General features: G+C 64.7%; 16 protein-coding genes. 9 read left to right on the top strand and 7 right to left on the bottom strand.

The features are described 5' to 3' along the window. Window positions 1-27: 27 nt before the first annotated feature. Entirely contained in the window at window positions 28-834 is an 807-nt protein-coding gene (locus F455_RS0118805; RefSeq protein WP_018974869.1) for a helix-turn-helix domain-containing protein, read from the bottom strand. 196 nt (window positions 835-1030) lie between these two features. Here F455_RS0118805 and F455_RS0118800 point away from each other — a divergent pair, with 196 nt between their 5' ends. Further along, on the top strand, window positions 1031-1435 hold the full coding sequence (locus F455_RS0118800; RefSeq protein WP_020684108.1) for a DUF3224 domain-containing protein: 405 nt from the start codon (window positions 1031-1033) through the stop codon (window positions 1433-1435). 54 nt (window positions 1436-1489) lie between these two features. On the opposite strand, the gene F455_RS0118795 is transcribed toward F455_RS0118800, so the two are convergent. The 5 genes from F455_RS0118795 to recQ all read right to left on the bottom strand — a co-directional run bounded on the left by F455_RS0118795 (window position 1490) and on the right by recQ (window position 7451). Continuing rightward, window positions 1490-2509 (bottom strand): UDP-glucuronic acid decarboxylase family protein, encoded by a 1020-nt coding sequence (locus F455_RS0118795; RefSeq protein ID WP_018974867.1) that lies wholly within the window; start codon window positions 2507-2509, stop codon window positions 1490-1492. Then, on the bottom strand, window positions 2506-3318 hold the full coding sequence (locus F455_RS0118790; protein WP_018974866.1) for a glycosyltransferase family 2 protein: 813 nt from the start codon (window positions 3316-3318) through the stop codon (window positions 2506-2508). Before F455_RS0118790 ends, F455_RS0118795 begins: the two co-directional genes overlap by 4 nt. Window positions 3319-3328: 10 nt before the next feature. Beyond that, the gene (locus F455_RS0118785) at window positions 3329-4678 is read right to left on the bottom strand and encodes an aspartate aminotransferase family protein (protein ID WP_018974865.1); all 1350 of its coding nucleotides are present in this window, start codon (window positions 4676-4678) and stop codon (window positions 3329-3331) included. An 80-nt stretch (window positions 4679-4758) separates the two neighbouring features. Beyond that, window positions 4759-5469 carry an MtnX-like HAD-IB family phosphatase gene (locus tag F455_RS21460; RefSeq protein WP_018974864.1) on the bottom strand — a complete coding sequence of 237 codons (711 nt, stop codon included), beginning with the start codon at window positions 5467-5469 and terminating at the stop codon, window positions 4759-4761. 161 nt (window positions 5470-5630) lie between these two features. Then, window positions 5631-7451, bottom strand: coding sequence for a DNA helicase RecQ (gene recQ / locus F455_RS0118775; RefSeq protein ID WP_018974863.1), 1821 nt, complete (start codon window positions 7449-7451; stop codon window positions 5631-5633). A gap of 114 nt (window positions 7452-7565) precedes the next feature. Between recQ and F455_RS0118770 the strand changes: the two genes are divergently transcribed. From F455_RS0118770 to F455_RS0118745, 7 genes are all read left to right on the top strand, one after another. Continuing rightward, window positions 7566-8036 (top strand): hypothetical protein, encoded by a 471-nt coding sequence (locus F455_RS0118770; protein WP_018974862.1) that lies wholly within the window; start codon window positions 7566-7568, stop codon window positions 8034-8036. Window positions 8037-8084: 48 nt separating this feature from the next. Continuing rightward, window positions 8085-9875: an acyl-CoA dehydrogenase C-terminal domain-containing protein gene (locus F455_RS0118765; protein WP_018974861.1), complete on the top strand. Its 1791-nt coding sequence runs from the start codon at window positions 8085-8087 to the stop codon at window positions 9873-9875. A 31-nt stretch (window positions 9876-9906) separates the two neighbouring features. Next, window positions 9907-10395 (top strand): GNAT family N-acetyltransferase, encoded by a 489-nt coding sequence (locus F455_RS0118760; protein WP_018974860.1) that lies wholly within the window; start codon window positions 9907-9909, stop codon window positions 10393-10395. Window positions 10396-10678: 283 nt separating this feature from the next. After that, entirely contained in the window at window positions 10679-12499 is a 1821-nt protein-coding gene (locus tag F455_RS0118755) for a 2OG-Fe(II) oxygenase family protein (protein ID WP_018974859.1), read from the top strand. Between the two features lie 200 nt (window positions 12500-12699). Next, window positions 12700-13296 (top strand): HNH endonuclease, encoded by a 597-nt coding sequence (locus F455_RS0118750; protein ID WP_018974858.1) that lies wholly within the window; start codon window positions 12700-12702, stop codon window positions 13294-13296. 79 nt (window positions 13297-13375) lie between these two features. Beyond that, window positions 13376-13606 (top strand): hypothetical protein, encoded by a 231-nt coding sequence (locus F455_RS23290; RefSeq protein WP_169337376.1) that lies wholly within the window; start codon window positions 13376-13378, stop codon window positions 13604-13606. Then, on the top strand, window positions 13558-13857 hold the full coding sequence (locus tag F455_RS0118745; RefSeq protein WP_018974857.1) for a CBS domain-containing protein: 300 nt from the start codon (window positions 13558-13560) through the stop codon (window positions 13855-13857). Before F455_RS23290 ends, F455_RS0118745 begins: the two co-directional genes overlap by 49 nt. 10 nt (window positions 13858-13867) lie before the next feature. Here F455_RS0118745 and F455_RS0118740 read toward each other — a convergent pair whose 3' ends face one another. Further along, window positions 13868-14725, bottom strand: a complete 858-nt coding sequence (locus F455_RS0118740; protein WP_018974856.1) for a hypothetical protein — start codon at window positions 14723-14725, stop codon at window positions 13868-13870. Between the two features lie 127 nt (window positions 14726-14852). On the opposite strand from F455_RS0118740, the gene dxs reads away from it, so the two are divergent. Continuing rightward, window positions 14853-16751 (top strand): 1-deoxy-D-xylulose-5-phosphate synthase, encoded by a 1899-nt coding sequence (dxs, locus tag F455_RS0118735; RefSeq protein WP_018974855.1) that lies wholly within the window; start codon window positions 14853-14855, stop codon window positions 16749-16751. Window positions 16752-16783 lie beyond the last annotated feature (32 nt).

The following is a 16783-nucleotide window of genomic DNA, read 5'->3' as shown; positions in this document are numbered from 1 at the left end:
AATACCTCGCCGCGACGCCACTGCGAATCACGGGCGCGCTCCCGCCTTCGCATATTCGAGCGGCGTGCGGCCGACGATCTTCTTGAAATCACGGATCAAATGAGCCTGGTCGGCGTAGCCTAGATCGAGCGCCAGCGCGGCCCAGTCGCATGCCGCGCCCGTGTCGATGCGCGCCACCGCTTCGTGCAGGCGATAGCGCTGGATCAGCCATTTGGGAGTGGCGCCGACGTAATCGCGACACAGCCGCTGCAAGGTGCGCTGGGTCAAGCCGAATTCCGTCGCCACCTGCTCGATGCGCGTAATATCACGATCATCGGCGATGCGCTCGGCAATACCGGCAACGAGATCGACCACGGGATCGTCGCGCAGGCCGAAGCCGCGCAGGAACGACTCGTAGATCGCAACGGCGGCGTGATGGTCTTCGGCGGCGAGCACGTCGCGACCGAGATGGCGCGCCTGTTCACCGAATACTTCACGCGCGGGCAGAACGCGATTGGCGTAGGCGCTGACCTGACCGTCGACGAGCGGGCGGAAGCCGCCGACACGGAATTTGATCGCGAATACGCGGCCGTACCCCGGCGCGAACTGGCGCATCCAGCGCTGCGTCGACGGCCCGCCCAGCGTTGCCTCGCCATTCTCGGCAACGAGATGGACGACCGGATGCGGCAACGTCTCACGGACACAGGGTTCGTCCAGCACCCAGTCAACGGCCCAATAGTGTTCGACGAATTGCGCCAGATCTGGGGACGGCCAATAGCGCGCATGGCGAAACCCCTTGGCGTCGAGTCGTGAATTCAGCGCACCACGCAATTTGATCGGCTTGCTTCTCGCCATGTCGCGTTTATTCAATCCCGAGAGATGTGAGCCCCGCTAGCATTCCTTTCGACACGGCGGTCTGCGTCGCAATCGAGGAATCAGCATGCGCATGACTACCGTTTCCCTGGTTACGTTGGCCTTGCTGGTTGGCGCGATCCAACAGAGCATAGGCCAATCCAATAGCAGCCGTGTCGCCAACGACAAAGGAATTACGATGAAACACCATGCCAAAGGCGCATTCGACGTGAAGCTGCAGCCGCTCGAAGCGTACAACAAGAACGCAGACGCGGGCCTCGGCCGCATGTCCATCGACAAGCAGTTCCACGGCGAACTCGAAGCGACGAGCCAGGGCGAAATGCTGTACGCCGGCAGCGCCAAGGGCTCGGGCGGCTACGTCGCGGTCGAACGGGTGACCGGCACGCTCGACGGCAAGCGCGGTGGATTTTCGCTGCAGCACAACGCGACGATGACGGACGGCGCGCCCTACCTCAACATCATCGTCGTCCCGGGTTCGGGCACCGAGGAATTGACCGGTCTCGACGGCACGATGAAGATCGTCATCGCCGAGGGCGGTAAGCACTATTACGAGTTCGACTACGAGCTGGCGCAGCAACCCTGACCCGATACGCGGGACCGCATGCGCAAACCAGGCAAGAACTGGGATGAGGCCAGCTCAGGGCACCGGCAACCCGTCTAACTGACCGCGTGCATCGGTTTGCTTAACCTCCTCCGCCTGCAGAGGAAATTCTTCAGCCCGATGCGCGCGGAACCACTCGATGGTGGCGCCCAAGCCCTCCTGCAACCCCACTTCGGGACGCCACTGCAGAAGCCGTTGGGCCAGCTGGATGTCTGGCTGGCGGCGACGTGGGTCGTCCGTGCGTTCCGGCTGTACCTGCAAGCCTGCGGTTGTGCCGGTCAGGCGCAGCACTTCGTGTGCCAGCGCGGCGATGGTGATCTCGTGCGGGTTGCCCAAATTCACGGGGCCTGTGGTCCGATCCTGATTCATCAACGCCAGCAGTCCGCGTACGATGTCGCCCACGTAACAGAACGAGCGCGTCTGTGAGCCGTTGCCGTACAGCGGCAACGGTTCGCCCCGCAGCGCATGCACGATAAATTGACTCACCACGCGTCCATCGTCGGGACGCAGGCGCGGACCGTAGGTATTGAACAGCCGCGCCACACGCACCGCTGTGCCGTGCTGGCGCGCATGCGCCATGGCCAGAGCTTCCGCACAGCGCTTGCCTTCGTCGTAGCAGCTGCGTGGCCCTACAGGGTTGACGTTGCCCCAGTAGCTTTCCGGCTGAGGATGTACCGCCGGATCACCATAGACCTCGCTGGTGGATGTCAGCAGCAATCTGGCCGTGTGCGTGCGCGCAAATTCCAATGCATTGAAGATGCCTACGACGTTGGTGCGAATCGTTTCTACCGGAGTGCGCTGATAGTCGTCCGGACTGGCCGGGCTGGCGAGATGGAATACGCGAGTGGCCGCAGACAACGATGTCCATGCACTCTCGCACACCACATCCGCGCGAATGAAAGCAAACCGGGGATGTCCATCGAGATGCGCGATGTTGCGCGCCAGGCCAGTGGACAGATCGTCCAGGCAGACGACTCGATAACCTTGAGCGAGCAGTGCTTCGCATAGGTGACTGCCAATGAACCCAGCGCCCCCGGTCACGATCGCGCAGGTCATTTTTTACTTTGCTCCGCGCCTTCGGCACCCGGATTTTTTACGTAGGTCCATTTCACCCTGAGCAGCGCCCAAGTCTCTTCTTCCGTCAGGCCCTCGCCGACGACGTCGAGCGTATCGTCATGCAACCCGCTTTCGGGCGGTGTCAACCCAGCCAGCAGGTAGGTGCGCCTCCAGTTTGCCTCGTACAGCACGGTATGCCGCTCCGTCCAGTCCACGCGCAGTTTGTGATCCTGCATGAGCTTGCACATGGCGCGGTCGCAGATCGGCGTCAGCGACCGGGGCAACTGGCACCAGGCGCCCCAGAGGAATCCGGCTGAACGGGACAGGCTGATGCAATTGGTGTCGACGAAGGCCGAGCCTTTTGCTTCGCCAGGCGGGACCAGTCTGAGGTGTTCGTGATTCGGCAGGAACAGATATCGCGACGAAAACACCGCATCGAGTGGCTCGCCTTGCGCACGCGCGCGATCGTAGACCTGTATCAGCGATTCCGCATGATCGGGCAGCAACAGGTTGTCGGCATCGAGAAAACATACCACGTCGAAGCCGTCGGCCAGCGCGCACAGCGCGCCGATGCCGCGAGGTGTTGAACCATAATTGGCATGCCCGTTGGGCAATGTAATGTGGCGGACCTGCGGCCATTCGGCCATCAGTTCGGGCTGAGGCACACCATCGGCCACCATGTAGTGCATGACGTGCAGATAGTTCTGCGTCCGTACGCTCTCCATGCAACGGCTCAGGATCGCAGCCGGCTCCTTGTAGTACGGCGTCACCACCGCCACTTGTAGTGGCTTGCGATCTTCCTGTTGCATAGCGCTCTCTTCAAATCGTGCGCGCGAGCGTCGCTGCTACCTGCTTCGCCGCATCAAGCGTCGCAGCCACGTCTGCATGCGAGTGCGCGGTGGAGACAAACAGGTTTTCGTAGGCACCCGGATGGAACAGCACGCCGCGAGCGAGCATGCCTTTCCACCAGACATCGAAAATTTTCTGATCTGCATGACGCTCAGCGTCGCGATAGCTGTGGATTTCGTCCTTCGCGAACCACACCTGCATCAGCGGACCGACGCCGACGACGTAGGCCGGCAGGCCCGCATCCTTCAGCACTTTTTCCAGGCCGAAGCGCAAATCGTCGGAGACCGCGTCGAGCTTCTGGTACAGCCCGGGCGTGTTGAGTTCGTCGAGCGCGGCATTGGCCGCGGCGATCGCAATGCCGTTGGCGCTGTAGGTGCCGGCCATCGACACCGTGCCGTTGGCGACCAGCGCCATGATGTCGGCGCGGCCGCCCATCGCCGCGACCGGGAAACCGCCGCCGACGCCCTTGGCGAACACGGACAGGTCGGGCTTGATGCCGAGGCGGCCCTGCGCGCCGGCGAGGCCGAGGCGGAAACCGGTGATGACTTCGTCGAAGATCAGCACGATGCCGTGCTTCAGCGTCAGCTCGCGCATGGCTTCGAGATAGCCGGGCTGCGGCAGGATGCAGCCGGTGTTGCACATCACCGGCTCGGTCAGCACCGCGGCGATGCTGTCGCCTTCGCGCGCGATCGTGTCGGCCAGCGCCTGCGCGTCGTTCCACGGCAGGATGATCAGGTTTTCCTCGACGCCTTTCGGCATGCCCGGGCCCTGCGCCACCGGAATCGGTCGATTGTCGGGACCGGCCTTGGCGATGTTCGGGTGTTTGCTCCAGTACACACCGTCGGAGAAGCCGTGGTACATGCCTTCGAAGCGGATGATCTTGTTGCGCTTGGTGAAGGCGCGCGCGAGGCGCGTCGCGTAGAGCACGGCCTCGGTGCCGGTATTGCACAGGCGCACTTGTTCAACGCTCGGTACGGCATCGATGATCTTTTGCGCGAGGCGCGCTTCGTCCGCGGTCGGCAGCGCGAACACGGTGCCGCGCTGCTGGATGAAATCGACCACGGCCTGGGTCACGCGCGGCGGACGGTGGCCGAAGATCATCGGCCCAAGGCCGAGCAGATAGTCGATGTAGACGTTGCCGTCCACGTCGGTGAGACGCGAGCCTTCGCCCTTGTCGACGAACAGCGGATAGGGATTCCAGCCGGACCAGGTCGCGCGCGCGGTGCTGTTGATGCCGCCGGGGATGAGTTTGCACGCGGCTTCGAACAGTTTTGCGCTGCCGCTCGTATCGAGGCCGGCGATGAGTTGCATGTCGGACATGGGATTACCTCAAGTGAAATGCTTGCGGCACATCATTCCACCTGTCATGGGAACGGCACCGTGAGAATTGATGCGGAAGTCTAAGCCGAAATCGCGTTCGGCAACGGTACTGGCAGCGCACGCGTCGCGGCGACCAATTTTCCGGAAACCAGCGCCGGCAGCAGCGCGAGCGCCTCGGCAAAGTCCTTGATCGGCGCGTGCGGAATGTTTTTCGCAACGCAATGGGTGACGAGCTTGCCCTTGGCGAAGACGAAATCGGCCGTGTCGGCGATGCAAAAATCGGATGCGCCGTCGCCGATCATCAGCACGCGAGCGTCGGAACCTTGGGCCTTCGCGCCGACCGTGCACTTGCAGGTGCCGCTCGCCGCGCGGCAGGTCGCGCTCGAATTCGGAAAACCGAGGCGCCAGCGGCGGTCGCCGATCTGCTCGAGCCGATTCGCCGTCACCGGAAGATAATCGAAACCGTAGTGCTGCAGGATGAAATGGATCGCATAGTCGAGCCCGTCGCTGAGGATCTCGATCGGCATATCGTGTTCTTTTGCGTAGGCAACGAACGCGGCGAAGCCCGGATCGATCGCGCGCTCGGTCAGGTGCGCGTCGAGTTCGGCGCGGCTCATGTCGAGCAGGGCGACCTGCCCGGCCATGCACTCGCGCGAGCCGATGCGGCCGGCTTTCCATTCGGCCTCGAGTATTTCCCAGCCTGGCTTGCCGAAGCGTTCGAGCAGGGTGTCGGTGGTGTCCTCGACGGAAATCGTGCCGTCGAAGTCGCAAAGCAGGGTCCAGTCGGACACGGAGTAACCTCGGGATACAAGAATCGGGGGCGCTTTAAGAGTTATGTAAGTCCGCGCCAGAGCGGCATTTTAGTGCCCGCGGCGCGCATGCGGAAGCAGCAGCACCCGAAAATAGCCATTGTCTACAGCGGGCATTAAGGTTTTCTGCGCGACGAACCGGCTCAGGCGGCGCTGCGTACCGTGTCGAGGAACGCGCCGCCGTAGCGATCGAGCTTGGCCGCGCCGACGCCGCTGATCTCGCCGAGTTCGGCGACGTTGCGCGGCCGCGCGCGCAGCATTTCGAGCAGCGTCGCATCGTGGAAGATCACATAGGCCGGCACGCCCTGCTCGCGCGCTAAGCGTGCGCGCGTCGCACGCAGCGCATCCCACAGCGGCGCCTCGTGCGCTGCGATGTCGAGGCTCTGGCGCACGCGCTCACCGCGCGTGGTCCTGCGCGTCGCACGGCGCTCCTCCTTGCTCGCCGGCTTGCGCAGCGACACGTGCGTCTCGCCGCGGAACACGGCGCGGCTGGCCGCAGTCAGGCGCAGCACGCCGTAACCTTCCGCATCGGTGGCGAGCAGGCCGTTGGCGACGAGCTGGCGGAACACGCTGCGCCATTGCTTCTCGTCGAGATCGGCGCCGACACCGAACACGCTGAGCTGGCCGTGATCGAGGTTGCGCACGCGCTCGTCTTCGACGCCGCGCAGTACGTTGGCCAGATGGCCGACGCCGTAGCGCTGACCCGTGCGGTAGACGCAGGACAGCGCCTTCTGCGCTAATTCGGTGCCGTCGAACGACACGGGCGGATCAGTGCAATTGTCGCAATTTCCACAATTATTCTTTTCCACGACCTCGCCGAAATAGGCAAGCAGATGGCGGCGCCGGCAGGTCGAGATTTCGGCGTAGCCGAGCAGCGCATCGAGCTTGGCGCGCTCGACCCGCTTGCGTTCCTCGCCCGACTCGGATTGGGCGATGAACTGCGCCAACGTCACCACGTCGCCGAGGCCGTAACACATCCATGCCTCGGCCGGCAGGCTGTCGCGGCCGGCGCGGCCGGTTTCCTGGTAGTAGCCCTCGAGGCTCTTCGGCAGGTCCAGGTGAGCGACGAAACGTACGTCAGGCTTGTCGATGCCCATGCCGAACGCGATCGTCGCGCACATGACGATGCCGTCCTCGCGCAGAAAGCGTTGCTGGTTGTGCGCGCGCGCAGCGGAGTCCATGCCCGCGTGATAGGGCAGCGCGGCGACGCCGTGCTCGACCAGCCACGCCGCCGTTTCCTCGACCTTGCGCCGCGACAGGCAATAGACGATGCCCGACTCGCCCTTGTGACTGGCGAGGAAATCCTTGAGCTGGCGCTTGGAATTCTCCTTTTCCACGACGCGATATTGGATGTTCTTCCGATCGAAGCTCGACACGAACTGGCGCGCGGATTCCAGATTCAGGCGCTCGACGATTTCGCGGCGCGTCGGCGCATCGGCCGTCGCGGTCAGCGCGATACGCGGAATGCCGGGAAAGCGTTCGTGCAGGATCGTGAGCTGGCGATATTCGGGGCGGAAATCGTGCCCCCATTGCGACACGCAATGCGCCTCGTCGATCGCGAACAGCGCGACGTTGGCCTTCGCGATCAGCTCCAGGCAGCGCTCGTTGAGCAAACGTTCGGGCGCGACGTAAAGCAGCTTGAGCCGGCCCGCGGCGAAATCGCGCTCGACCTCGAACTGCGCCCGCGCGTCGAGACTCGAATTGAGGAATGCCGCGGCTACACCGAACTGACGCAGAGCCTCGACCTGGTCCTGCATCAGCGCGATCAGCGGCGAGACGACCACGGCCGTGCCCGAGCGCAGCAGTGCCGGAATCTGGTAACACAGCGACTTGCCGCCGCCGGTCGGCATCAGTACGAGCGCATCGCCGCCCCCGCTGACGTGCTCGATGATCGCCTGCTGCTCGCCGCGGAACTGCGGGTAGCCGAAAACCTGGTTGAGTACGTCGAGCGCTGATGCCGTCATCGGCCGAATTTTAACAGCCCCAGCGTTTCAAACGACGACAACGACGGCGCCGCTTCCGCCGCAACACCGTTTTGGCTAATGTAGCGCTCCGCCACATCGCATCGAGTCCGTTCCATGGCCCGCCTGCTCCGACTTGCCGCTCTCGCCGTCGTTCTCGTCTCCCTCGCCGGCTGTTTCGGCGGTGGGGTCAAGCACCCGATCAATCCGCCGAACGCATCGATCCAGCTGCTCGAAGTGCAGCCGGACGGACGCTGGAAACTCTCCATCCGGCTCGAGAACTTCTCCGACAAGACCGTGCACTATTCGACACTGAAGGGCGAACTGCGCATCAGCGGAGTCGACGCCGCGCAATTGGACCTGAAGCCGGAAATGGACATTCCCGGTCTCAACGCCGACGTCGTCGAAACGACGATTTCGCCGAACGGTGATCTGCAGAAGGCGTTCGCGCTCGACGTGAAATCGCCGGGCGGCGCGGCGTACGAACTCAAGGGCACAATCCGCATTCCCGAAGCGGACAAGGACTTCAAGTTCGAGCACAAGAGCCGGCTGTCGCCGGTACCCGGCATCCCGAACCAGTACCGCTGACCCATTCGGTAATTTTTTACAAATATACAAGCACGCAGGAACGCCTCAATGACCCGCTACGCCGCCCCGCTCGCCGACATGCGTTTCGTGCTGTTCGACCTTCTCGACGTCGAGAAGCAGTACGCGCGCCTGCCCGGTGGCGAGGCGGCGACGCGCGACACGCTCGACGCGATCTTCGACGAAGCGGCGAAATTCAGCGAGCAGGTGCTCGCCCCACTCAACGCGAGCGGCGACGAAGAAGGCTGCACGCTGGACAAGGCGACCGGCAACGTGACCACGCCGAAGGGCTTCAAGGAAGCCTACGCGACCTACGTCGACGGCGGCTGGAGCAGCCTCAACGCGCCGGAAGCCTATGGCGGCCAACACCTGCCCGAATCGATCGGCGCGCCGATCAAGGAGATGCTCGATTCGGCCAATCTTTCGTGGGGCAACTTCCCGCTGCTCTCGCACGGCGCCTCCGAAGCGCTGCGGCTGCACGGCGAAGAATGGCAGCGTGTCGCGTTTCTCAAGCCGATCGTCGAGGGCCGCTGGACCGGCACGATGTGCCTGACCGAACCGCACTGCGGCTCCGACCTCGGCCTGCTGCGCACGCGCGCCGAGCCGAATGCTGATGGCACTTACCGCATCAGCGGGACGAAGATCTTCATCACCGCGGGCGAACACGACCTGACCGAGAACATCGTCCATCTCGTGCTCGCGCGCCTGCCCGACGCCCCCGCAGGCGTCAAAGGCATCTCGCTGTTCATCGTGCCGAAGTTCAAGGTCGATCGCGATGGAAAAATGGGTGCACGTAACGCCGTCGTCTGCGGCGCGATCGAGCACAAGATGGGGATCAAGGCCTCGGTTACCTGCGTGATGAACTTCGACGCGGCCGAGGGTTACTTGATCGGCGCGCCGAACAAGGGCCTCAATGCGATGTTCACGATGATGAACACCGCGCGCCTCGCGGTCGGCATCCAGGGCTTAGGCCTGATCGAGCGCGCTTACCAGATTTCGCTCGCCTACGCGCGTGACCGCCTGCAGGGCCGCTCGCTCACCGGCGCGAAATTCCCGGACAAGCCGGCCGATCCGCTGATCGTGCACGCCGACATCCGCCGCATGCTGCTTACGCAGAAGGCGTTCGCCGAAGGCACGCGCGCGCTCAGCTATTACGCGGCGAGCCTGGTCGATCTGGTCGAGCGCGCGCCCGACGAGGCCGAGCGCAAGCGCGCGGACGAGCTGCTCTCGTTCCTGATCCCGATCGTCAAGGCGCTGCTCACCGAAGCCGCGAACGAATGCACCTACCACGCCGTGCAGATCCACGGCGGCCATGGCTATATCCGCGAGACCGGCATCGAGCAGTTCGCGCGCGACGCGCGCATCACGACGATCTACGAGGGCACGACCGGCATCCAGGCGCTCGACCTGCTTGGGCGCAAGATCCTCGCCACGCAAGGTGTCGGCCTGCGCCATTTCCTCGAGGAGATCGGTGCATTCTGCAAAGCACAGGCAGGTAACGCCGCGCTCGCAGAGTTCGTCGGCCCGCTCGGCAAGGCCGCGCAGGAATGGGGCGATCTGACCATGGCTCTCGGCAAGCGCGCGATGGCGAACGCCGACGAAGTCGGCGCCGCCGCGGTCGACTATCTGTTCTATTCCGGCTACGTCGCGCTCGCCTATTTCTGGGCGCGCAGCGTCGCCGCGGCCGAGGCGTCGCAGCAATCCACGGACTTCAAGGCAGCCAAGCGCCACACCGCACGCTTCTACTTCGCCCGCATCCTGCCGCGCACGCTCGCGCACAAGGCCGCGATCGAGGCGGGCACCGACAGCCTGCTCGCGATGCCCGACGCGATGTTCGGATAATATTGAGACTTACAGCGTCACCCGTTTCGCCATGAACGACAACGCGCCGAAAACCGAAGTTTATGTTCGCCTCGCCCACGCGGACGATGACGAATTCATCCTTTCGCTCGCCCGTCGCTTTGCCGAATTCGAGCTGCCACCGTGGCGCAAGCGCGCCGAGACGCTGGCCGGCATCGAGCGCGACATCGAACACCACCTGCGCGTGCTGCCGCCGGCCTCGCACCTGTTCGTTGCCGAAGACGAGGATGCGACGCCACTCGGTTTCCTCCACCTGCAGACGCGCAAGGACTTTTTCACCGGCGCGCTCAACTGCCACATCTCCGACCTCGTCGTCGCCGCCGAACAGGAAGGCCGCGGCGTTGCCGCCGCGATGCTGCGCTTCGCCGACGAATGGGCGAAAGAACACCGCTGCCGCTTCCTCACGTTGGGCGTGTTTCCGAACAACGAACGCGCGCGCAAGCTGTACGAGCACCACGGCTTCGGCGTCGAGATCCTGAGCATGGTCAAACCGGTCCGCTAATGCCTCTGCGCTACACTTCCCGATCGCAACTCCGTTCACGCCGAGCCCTTCGGCAAGGGAATCTCTGAATAAACTGCTGCGCTCGGCAGCTGGCGCGCCGGCGGTGCTTGGACTGCGAAGGTAGCGAACAGCGAAGCTGGCCCGCAGGGCATGCCGCAGGAGCGGCATGTAATTCTCATTTACGACCAGTAAACTCCGGTTCCTGCGCTCCGGCGACGCGCCCACTCTTAGATAGGATCGGGCCTTCGCTCGCGACGTTTATTCAGAGGTTCCCAGGCGCAGCATGAGCACGCCCAATCCTGCCATCATCCAGTCGATGCAGCGCGCCTCCGCATTGCTGCAGGCCGGCAACTTCGTCGCCGCGCGCAGCCTGCTCGAACAGGTCGTGCAGGCCGCACCCGGCTTCGTCGAAGCATATCGGCTGCTCGCCGGCGCGTTGCTTGCGATCGGTGACCGCGATGGTGCGGAACGCAGCCTGCGGCGTGCCGTTGCGATCGACCCCAATTGGGCACCCGCTCAGGCTGCGCTCGGTGAACTGCTGGTCGATTCGGGCCGCGTCGACGAGGGCGAGCGGGCGCTGCGCCAGGCCGCGGCGCACGGCAGCCGCTATCCGCGTGCGACTTTGCTGCTCGTCCGCCTGCTCAACGATTTGGGCAGGCATGCGGAAGTAGTGAACCTTACCGAAGCCTCTGCGAACGAAGCGCGCGCCGACCTCGACCTGCTGCACCAGCGCGCGATCGCGCTTTCCGCAACCGATCGTGCCGACGACGCCATTGCCATCTACCGACGCCTCGCCGATGCCGCGCCCGATAACGCGGGCATTGAAATGCTGCTGGCTGGCGCGCTCGACTCCGCCGGAAGACACCGCGAGGCCGAACAGCACGCACGACGCGCGATTGCGAACGGCGCGAACACGCCCGAGGCTCGCTACCTGCACGCACGCACCCTGATCGCGACCGATCGGACGGACGAGGCGGAACGCCTGCTGCGCGAGGTCGTCGAGGCGCGCCCGCGCTTCGCCGATGCGCACAACAATCTCGCGCAGCTGGTCTGGATGCGCAGCGGCGACGTCGCGGCCGCCACCGAGCAGATCGATCGTGTATTGCATTCGCATCCGGACGACAACGCGCTAGCGACGATCAAGGCCAACCTGTTCGCCGCCGCAGGTGAGGTTCGTGCAGCGCTGGCGTCCATCGAGGAGCGCGCCGCGTCCGCGTCCGCGGATGTCCCGGTCTTGTTGTGCGCGAGTCAGAACGCGCTATGGTCCGATGCCGAGCGCGCGCTCGGCTATGCCCAGCGCGCGTTGCGATTGGCACCTGCCGGCGCGCTGCCGAACCGCGCCGTGATCGAGGCTCTACTCGCGCTTGGCGACGCGCGCAGCGCCGTGGATGGCGCTGAAAAGCAATTGCGCCTGCAACCGAACGATCAGTACCTGATCGCCCTGCTGGCCACCTCCTGGCGTCTGCTCGGAGACCCGCGTTACTTGGCCTACTGCGACTACCCCGGTATGGCGCGCGGCTGGACCATCGACACGCCGACCGGCTGGGACAGCCTGCCCTCGTATCTCGCCGATCTGCGCGAGAGCCTCAAGCGCCTGCACACGATGCGCACGCATCCGCTGCACCAGTCGCTGCGCCACGGCTCGCAGACCGCGCAGAACCTGCTCGACGTGGACGATCCGGCGATCCGCGCGTTCTTCCCCGCGATCGACGGGCCAATCCGCCGGCACATCGAGACGATCGGCCATGGCGCCGATCCGCTACGCCGACGCAACACGGGTGGGTACAAGATCGCCGGCATCTGGTCGGTACGCCTCAACGCGCAGGGCTATCACACCAACCATGTACATCCGCAGGGCTGGCTGTCCTCCGCATGCTATATCGAGCTGCCGCGCGCGCTCGCCGGCGACAACCCGGGCCGTGAAGGGTTCCTCAAGTTTGGCGAGCCCGGCTATCCGACCCAACCGAAGCTCGAACCGGAATATTTCATCCGCCCCGAACCCGGCTTGCTCGCCCTGTTCCCATCGTATTTCTGGCACGGCACCGTGCCGTTCGGCGGCGACGACACGCGACTGACCATCGCCTTCGATCTCGTGCCGGCCTGACCGTCGGCCCATGAGGCGGTGGCGGCGTCATCGCGCATTCGCAAAAATCGCGTAAATTCAGCTATGCTGCCTCCCCGGATACGATCGTTTGGCAGCGAATCGCCCAAGTCCGCCCCACGGGGTGTCGATGGTGAAAACGGATGCCGAGTCATAGATCTCAAGTCGTCCCGACGAAATCTCCGAACCTCGAACTCGACCGCATGGCCCTGTTCGAACCGCGCAAGGTCAGCGACATCCACGCCACGCGCGTGCTTTCGCTCGACTCGAACGGCCGCATCCTCGACTGGATTTCCTGGCAGGACGCGGTCTGCCTCTACGTGCGCGACGCCGTTTCCTGGACCTTGGGCAATCCCTGCCTGACCATCCATGGCGGCACCAGCCGCGAGACCGGCGAGCAGTCGACGCTGGACCTGCATCCGATCGTTGCCAGCCGCGGCCACGCACGCTTGCATGCGGTCGATCCCGCGCCCGCGCTGACCAACGCCGCGCTGTTCGCGCGCGACCGCATGCTCTGCCTCTACTGCGGCGAACACTTCTCGCGCGGCGAGCTCACCCGTGACCACGTCGTACCGCTGTCCAAGGGCGGCCGCGACTCTTGGGAAAACGTCGTCAGCGCCTGCCTGGCCTGCAACATCCGCAAGGGCAGCCACACGCCGCAGCAGGCCGGCATGCCGCTGCTGGCCGTACCGTACCGGCCGAGCTGGGTCGAGCACCTGATCCTGTCCAACCGCAATATCCTCGCCGACCAGATGGAGTTCCTCATGAACCATCTGCCGAAGAACCGCCGGCGCGCCTGACTCCGGTCCGCGCGCGGAGCCGATTTACGCCGGCCGTGGCACGGTTTACCCTGCGCCGCCCCTTCCGCGCCGCATTGTCATGACCTCCAACCCCGACCCCACGCCCCCTCGGCCGTTGCCTGACATCAACGGCCCATTGCCGCTTGCGCCCGGACTCGGCGAGGTGATGGCCGCCGCGCGCATGCCGCGCAAATCGGTGCAGTTGGAAGCCGCGGTGCGCCGCAGGCTCGCGTCTGGCGAGGCCAAGGCGCAGTTCCTCGGTTGCTCGATGCGGAATATCCCGATGACAGACTGGTCGGCGAGCTGCTGACCCAGCCGCCGATCATCGTCTTTGAAGACAACTCATTGCGCGAAGCGGCCGATCACATGGTCGAGGAAAAAGTCGGCAGCGTCGCCGTCGTCACGCGCGAGGCGCCGCAAAAGATCGTCGGCGTGCTGACCCGCGGCGATCTCGTCACGGTGCACACGCGACGCCTGAGCGAGGCGCGCGATGCGAACCGGCAGATCCGTATTCGTCAGCGGATTCGCGATCGCCTGCGCAAGCCTCCGGACGGCGCTTGAAGCCTGTCACCTAGGCACCGGAACGCTGCTGGCGCTGCACGGCATATTCATCCGGTTCGACCCTGGCACCTTGCAAGATCGCGAGTCGGCGTGTAGCCGCGCGCTGTTCGTCGAGCGCGTTGCGCCGACTTAGATCGAAACTGCGTGTAATGATCAGCTGGGCGATGCGGCTGCCGAGCAGGCGCTTGCCGGTGCGCAGGAAATGCGCAGTATGCATGTGGGCGAGGACGATCGCCTTGCCGCAGAAGTAGAAAGCCGCATAGAGCAGGCCGATCTCGCGCAACGTGTCGAGGCTGAGCGGAGGCAGCCACGACAGTCCCGAAACACCGCGGACCTGCAGGAAAAACAGCAGTCCGTACGCAAGCGCCACGAGCAACGGTGTCGGGAACACGGCCAGCCCAAGCCAGTCTTCCGCGTCATCGGCTGCGGCATCCAGCTGCGCTGCGGCGCGCTGCGCGTCGCCGCGGAAAAAGGCGACGTTGACCACGCCATCGGCAACGATAAGCGCCAGCGGCGGCAGGACCAGCTTCCAGGTGTGCGGGTCGGCAAGGATGGAAAATATCTGCCACTTGAAGGTAAACACAGCCAGCACCAGACAGATGCCGGCGAGAATCAGCATCGAGAAAAGGAAAAACTTCACCGCCTGCCACGGCCTGCGATACTCATGCAGGGTGTCGCGCAGGATGCGCAGGACGAGGACGCGCACGCCTTCGAACAGGATCAATACGACCAGGCCGTCCAGCCACTCGGCCGAGTCGTCCCACTGCGGCTGCAGGGCCAGCCGGGTCAGTCCAGCGACCACGAGCGCGGGCACGAGCAGGGTCGTAGCGAGCGCGCCCCAGTCCGTTCGTGCGGTGATCGCCGTCATATTCGCCGCCCCTCCCCGAAGATGCCAGCATAAATCCAGCCCGACGCCATGGCGAGCGCCCTCGGGTCGATTAGCTTGCCGCTGCTGCCGCAATGAACGAAAATGCTTGATTGAACAAGATATTCCAATGATCAATACCGAACGCTACCCGCGCCTTTCGCGCATCGATTCGCCGACCGACCTGCGCAAATTCGACGAGGCCGAGCTGCCCGAGGTCGCGCGCGAATTGCGCGAGTACCTGATCGAGCAGGTTGCCGGCGTCGGCGGCCATTTCGGCGCAGGGCTCGGCGTGGTCGAGCTGACGGTCGCCCTGCACTACCTGTACAACACGCCCGACGACCGCCTGGTCTGGGACGTCGGCCACCAGTGCTACCCGCACAAGATCCTGACCGGGCGCCGCGACCGCATCCATACGATCAAGCAGACGGGTGGTCTGGCGCCGTTCCCGCGCCGCGACGAGTCGCCGTACGACACGTTCGGCGTCGGCCATTCGTCAACATCGATTTCCGCCGCGATCGGCATGGCGGTCGCCGCTCAGCGCAAAGGCGAGGCGCGCAAGATCGTCGCCGTGATCGGCGACGGCGGCCTGACCGGCGGCATGGCCTACGAGGCGCTGCATCACGGCGGCGATCTCGACACCGACGTGCTCGTGATCCTCAACGACAACCAGATGTCGATCAGCGAGAACGTCGGCGCGCTGCCGAAGATGCTGGCACGCCTGATGACCAGTCGCACGCTCAACGCGATGCGCGAGCGGGCGAAGAACAGCATGCGCCCGCAGGGTTTCCTCTGGCGCTTCTTCAAGCGCTGGGAAGAGCATCTAAAGGGTATGTTCGTGCCCTCGACGCTGTTCGAGGAATTCGGTTTCCACTACTTCGGCCCGATCGACGGCCATGACCTGCCGCAGCTGCTGCACGCGCTGAAGACGCTGAAGGAGCTGAAAGGTCCGCAACTCCTGCACGTGATCACGACCAAGGGCAAGGGCTACGCGCCGGCCGAGGCGCAGCAGATCGACTACCACGCAGTCGGTCCGTTCGATCCGGTCAAGGGCCTGGTCAAGAAGACGCCCGGCAAGCAGACCTATACCGACGTGTTCGGCGACTGGCTCTGCGAGCAGGCGCGCGCGGACGAACGCCTGCTTGCGATCACGCCGGCGATGCGCGAGGGTTCGGGCCTGGTGCGCTACTCGAAGGAATTCCCGCAGCGCTACTTCGATGTCGGCATCGCCGAGCAACATGCGGTTACGCTCGCCGCGGGCATGGCCTGCGAGGGCGCCAAGCCGGTCGTCGCGATCTATTCGACCTTTCTGCAACGTGCCTACGACCAGGCGATCCACGACGTCGCGATCCAGAACCTCGACGTCACGTTTGCGATCGACCGCGCCGGCGTCGTCGGCCCCGACGGCGCGACGCACGCGGGCAGCTTCGATCTTTCCTATCTGCGCTGCATCCCGAACATCGCTGTCGCCGCACCGAGCGACGAGAACGAGTGCCGCCGCCTGCTCACTACCGCTTTCCTGCACGACGGTCCGGCCGCGGTGCGCTATCCGCGCGGCACCGGTCCGGGAGCGAAGCTCGATACCGAACTGAAACCGCTGCCGCTCGGCAAGGGCGAAGTGCGCCTGCGCGGCGCCAATCTTGCGATTCTCGCCTTCGGCAGTCCGCTCGCCGCGGCGCTCGACGCCGGTAGCGAACTCGGCGCCACCGTAGTCGACATGCGTTGGGTCAAGCCGCTCGACGAAGCGTTGATCCTCGAACTCGCGCATGCACACGGCGCGATCGTGACGATCGAAGACAACGCGATCGCCGGTGGCGCCGGCAGTGCGGTCGCCGAATTCCTTACCGCGCAAAACTTGCAGGTGCCCCTCTTGCATCTCGGCCTGCCCGACGCGTACCTCGAGCACGCGAGCCGCGAGCAACTGCTTGCCGAAGCGGGCATCGACGCAGGCGGCATCCGCGCTGCGATCATCAAGCGCTGGCCGCAGTCGGCAGCGAAACGCACAAGTGAGATTCGCAGCGTGGTCTGATTCACACGGTCGGGAAAAGCTGAGGACGCTGC

The organism is Rudaea cellulosilytica DSM 22992, assembly GCF_000378125.1.
In the GTDB taxonomy this organism is placed as follows: domain Bacteria; phylum Pseudomonadota; class Gammaproteobacteria; order Xanthomonadales; family Rhodanobacteraceae; genus Rudaea; species Rudaea cellulosilytica.
The sequence above is the reverse complement of the archived record's forward strand: the minus strand, read 5'-3'. Positions and strand labels throughout refer to the sequence as shown.

Bases quoted from the DNA above. Each gene is read 5' to 3' on its own strand.
- dxs (WP_018974855.1), top strand. From the start codon at position 14,853: ATGATCAATACCGAACGCTACCCGCGCCTTTCGCGCATCGATTCGCCG.
- F455_RS0118800 (WP_020684108.1), top strand. From the start codon at position 1,031: ATGAAACACCATGCCAAAGGCGCATTCGACGTGAAGCTGCAGCCGCTC.
- F455_RS0118750 (WP_018974858.1), top strand. From the start codon at position 12,700: ATGGCCCTGTTCGAACCGCGCAAGGTCAGCGACATCCACGCCACGCGC.
- recQ (WP_018974863.1), bottom strand. From the start codon at position 7,451: ATGACGGCATCAGCGCTCGACGTACTCAACCAGGTTTTCGGCTACCCG.
- F455_RS0118770 (WP_018974862.1), top strand. From the start codon at position 7,566: ATGGCCCGCCTGCTCCGACTTGCCGCTCTCGCCGTCGTTCTCGTCTCC.
- F455_RS0118765 (WP_018974861.1), top strand. From the start codon at position 8,085: ATGACCCGCTACGCCGCCCCGCTCGCCGACATGCGTTTCGTGCTGTTC.
- F455_RS0118760 (WP_018974860.1), top strand. From the start codon at position 9,907: ATGAACGACAACGCGCCGAAAACCGAAGTTTATGTTCGCCTCGCCCAC.
- F455_RS0118790 (WP_018974866.1), bottom strand. From the start codon at position 3,318: ATGCAACAGGAAGATCGCAAGCCACTACAAGTGGCGGTGGTGACGCCG.
- F455_RS0118755 (WP_018974859.1), top strand. From the start codon at position 10,679: ATGAGCACGCCCAATCCTGCCATCATCCAGTCGATGCAGCGCGCCTCC.
- F455_RS0118795 (WP_018974867.1), bottom strand. From the start codon at position 2,509: ATGACCTGCGCGATCGTGACCGGGGGCGCTGGGTTCATTGGCAGTCAC.
- F455_RS0118805 (WP_018974869.1), bottom strand. From the start codon at position 834: ATGGCGAGAAGCAAGCCGATCAAATTGCGTGGTGCGCTGAATTCACGA.
- F455_RS0118740 (WP_018974856.1), bottom strand. From the start codon at position 14,725: ATGACGGCGATCACCGCACGAACGGACTGGGGCGCGCTCGCTACGACC.
- F455_RS23290 (WP_169337376.1), top strand. From the start codon at position 13,376: ATGACCTCCAACCCCGACCCCACGCCCCCTCGGCCGTTGCCTGACATC.
- F455_RS0118785 (WP_018974865.1), bottom strand. From the start codon at position 4,678: ATGTCCGACATGCAACTCATCGCCGGCCTCGATACGAGCGGCAGCGCA.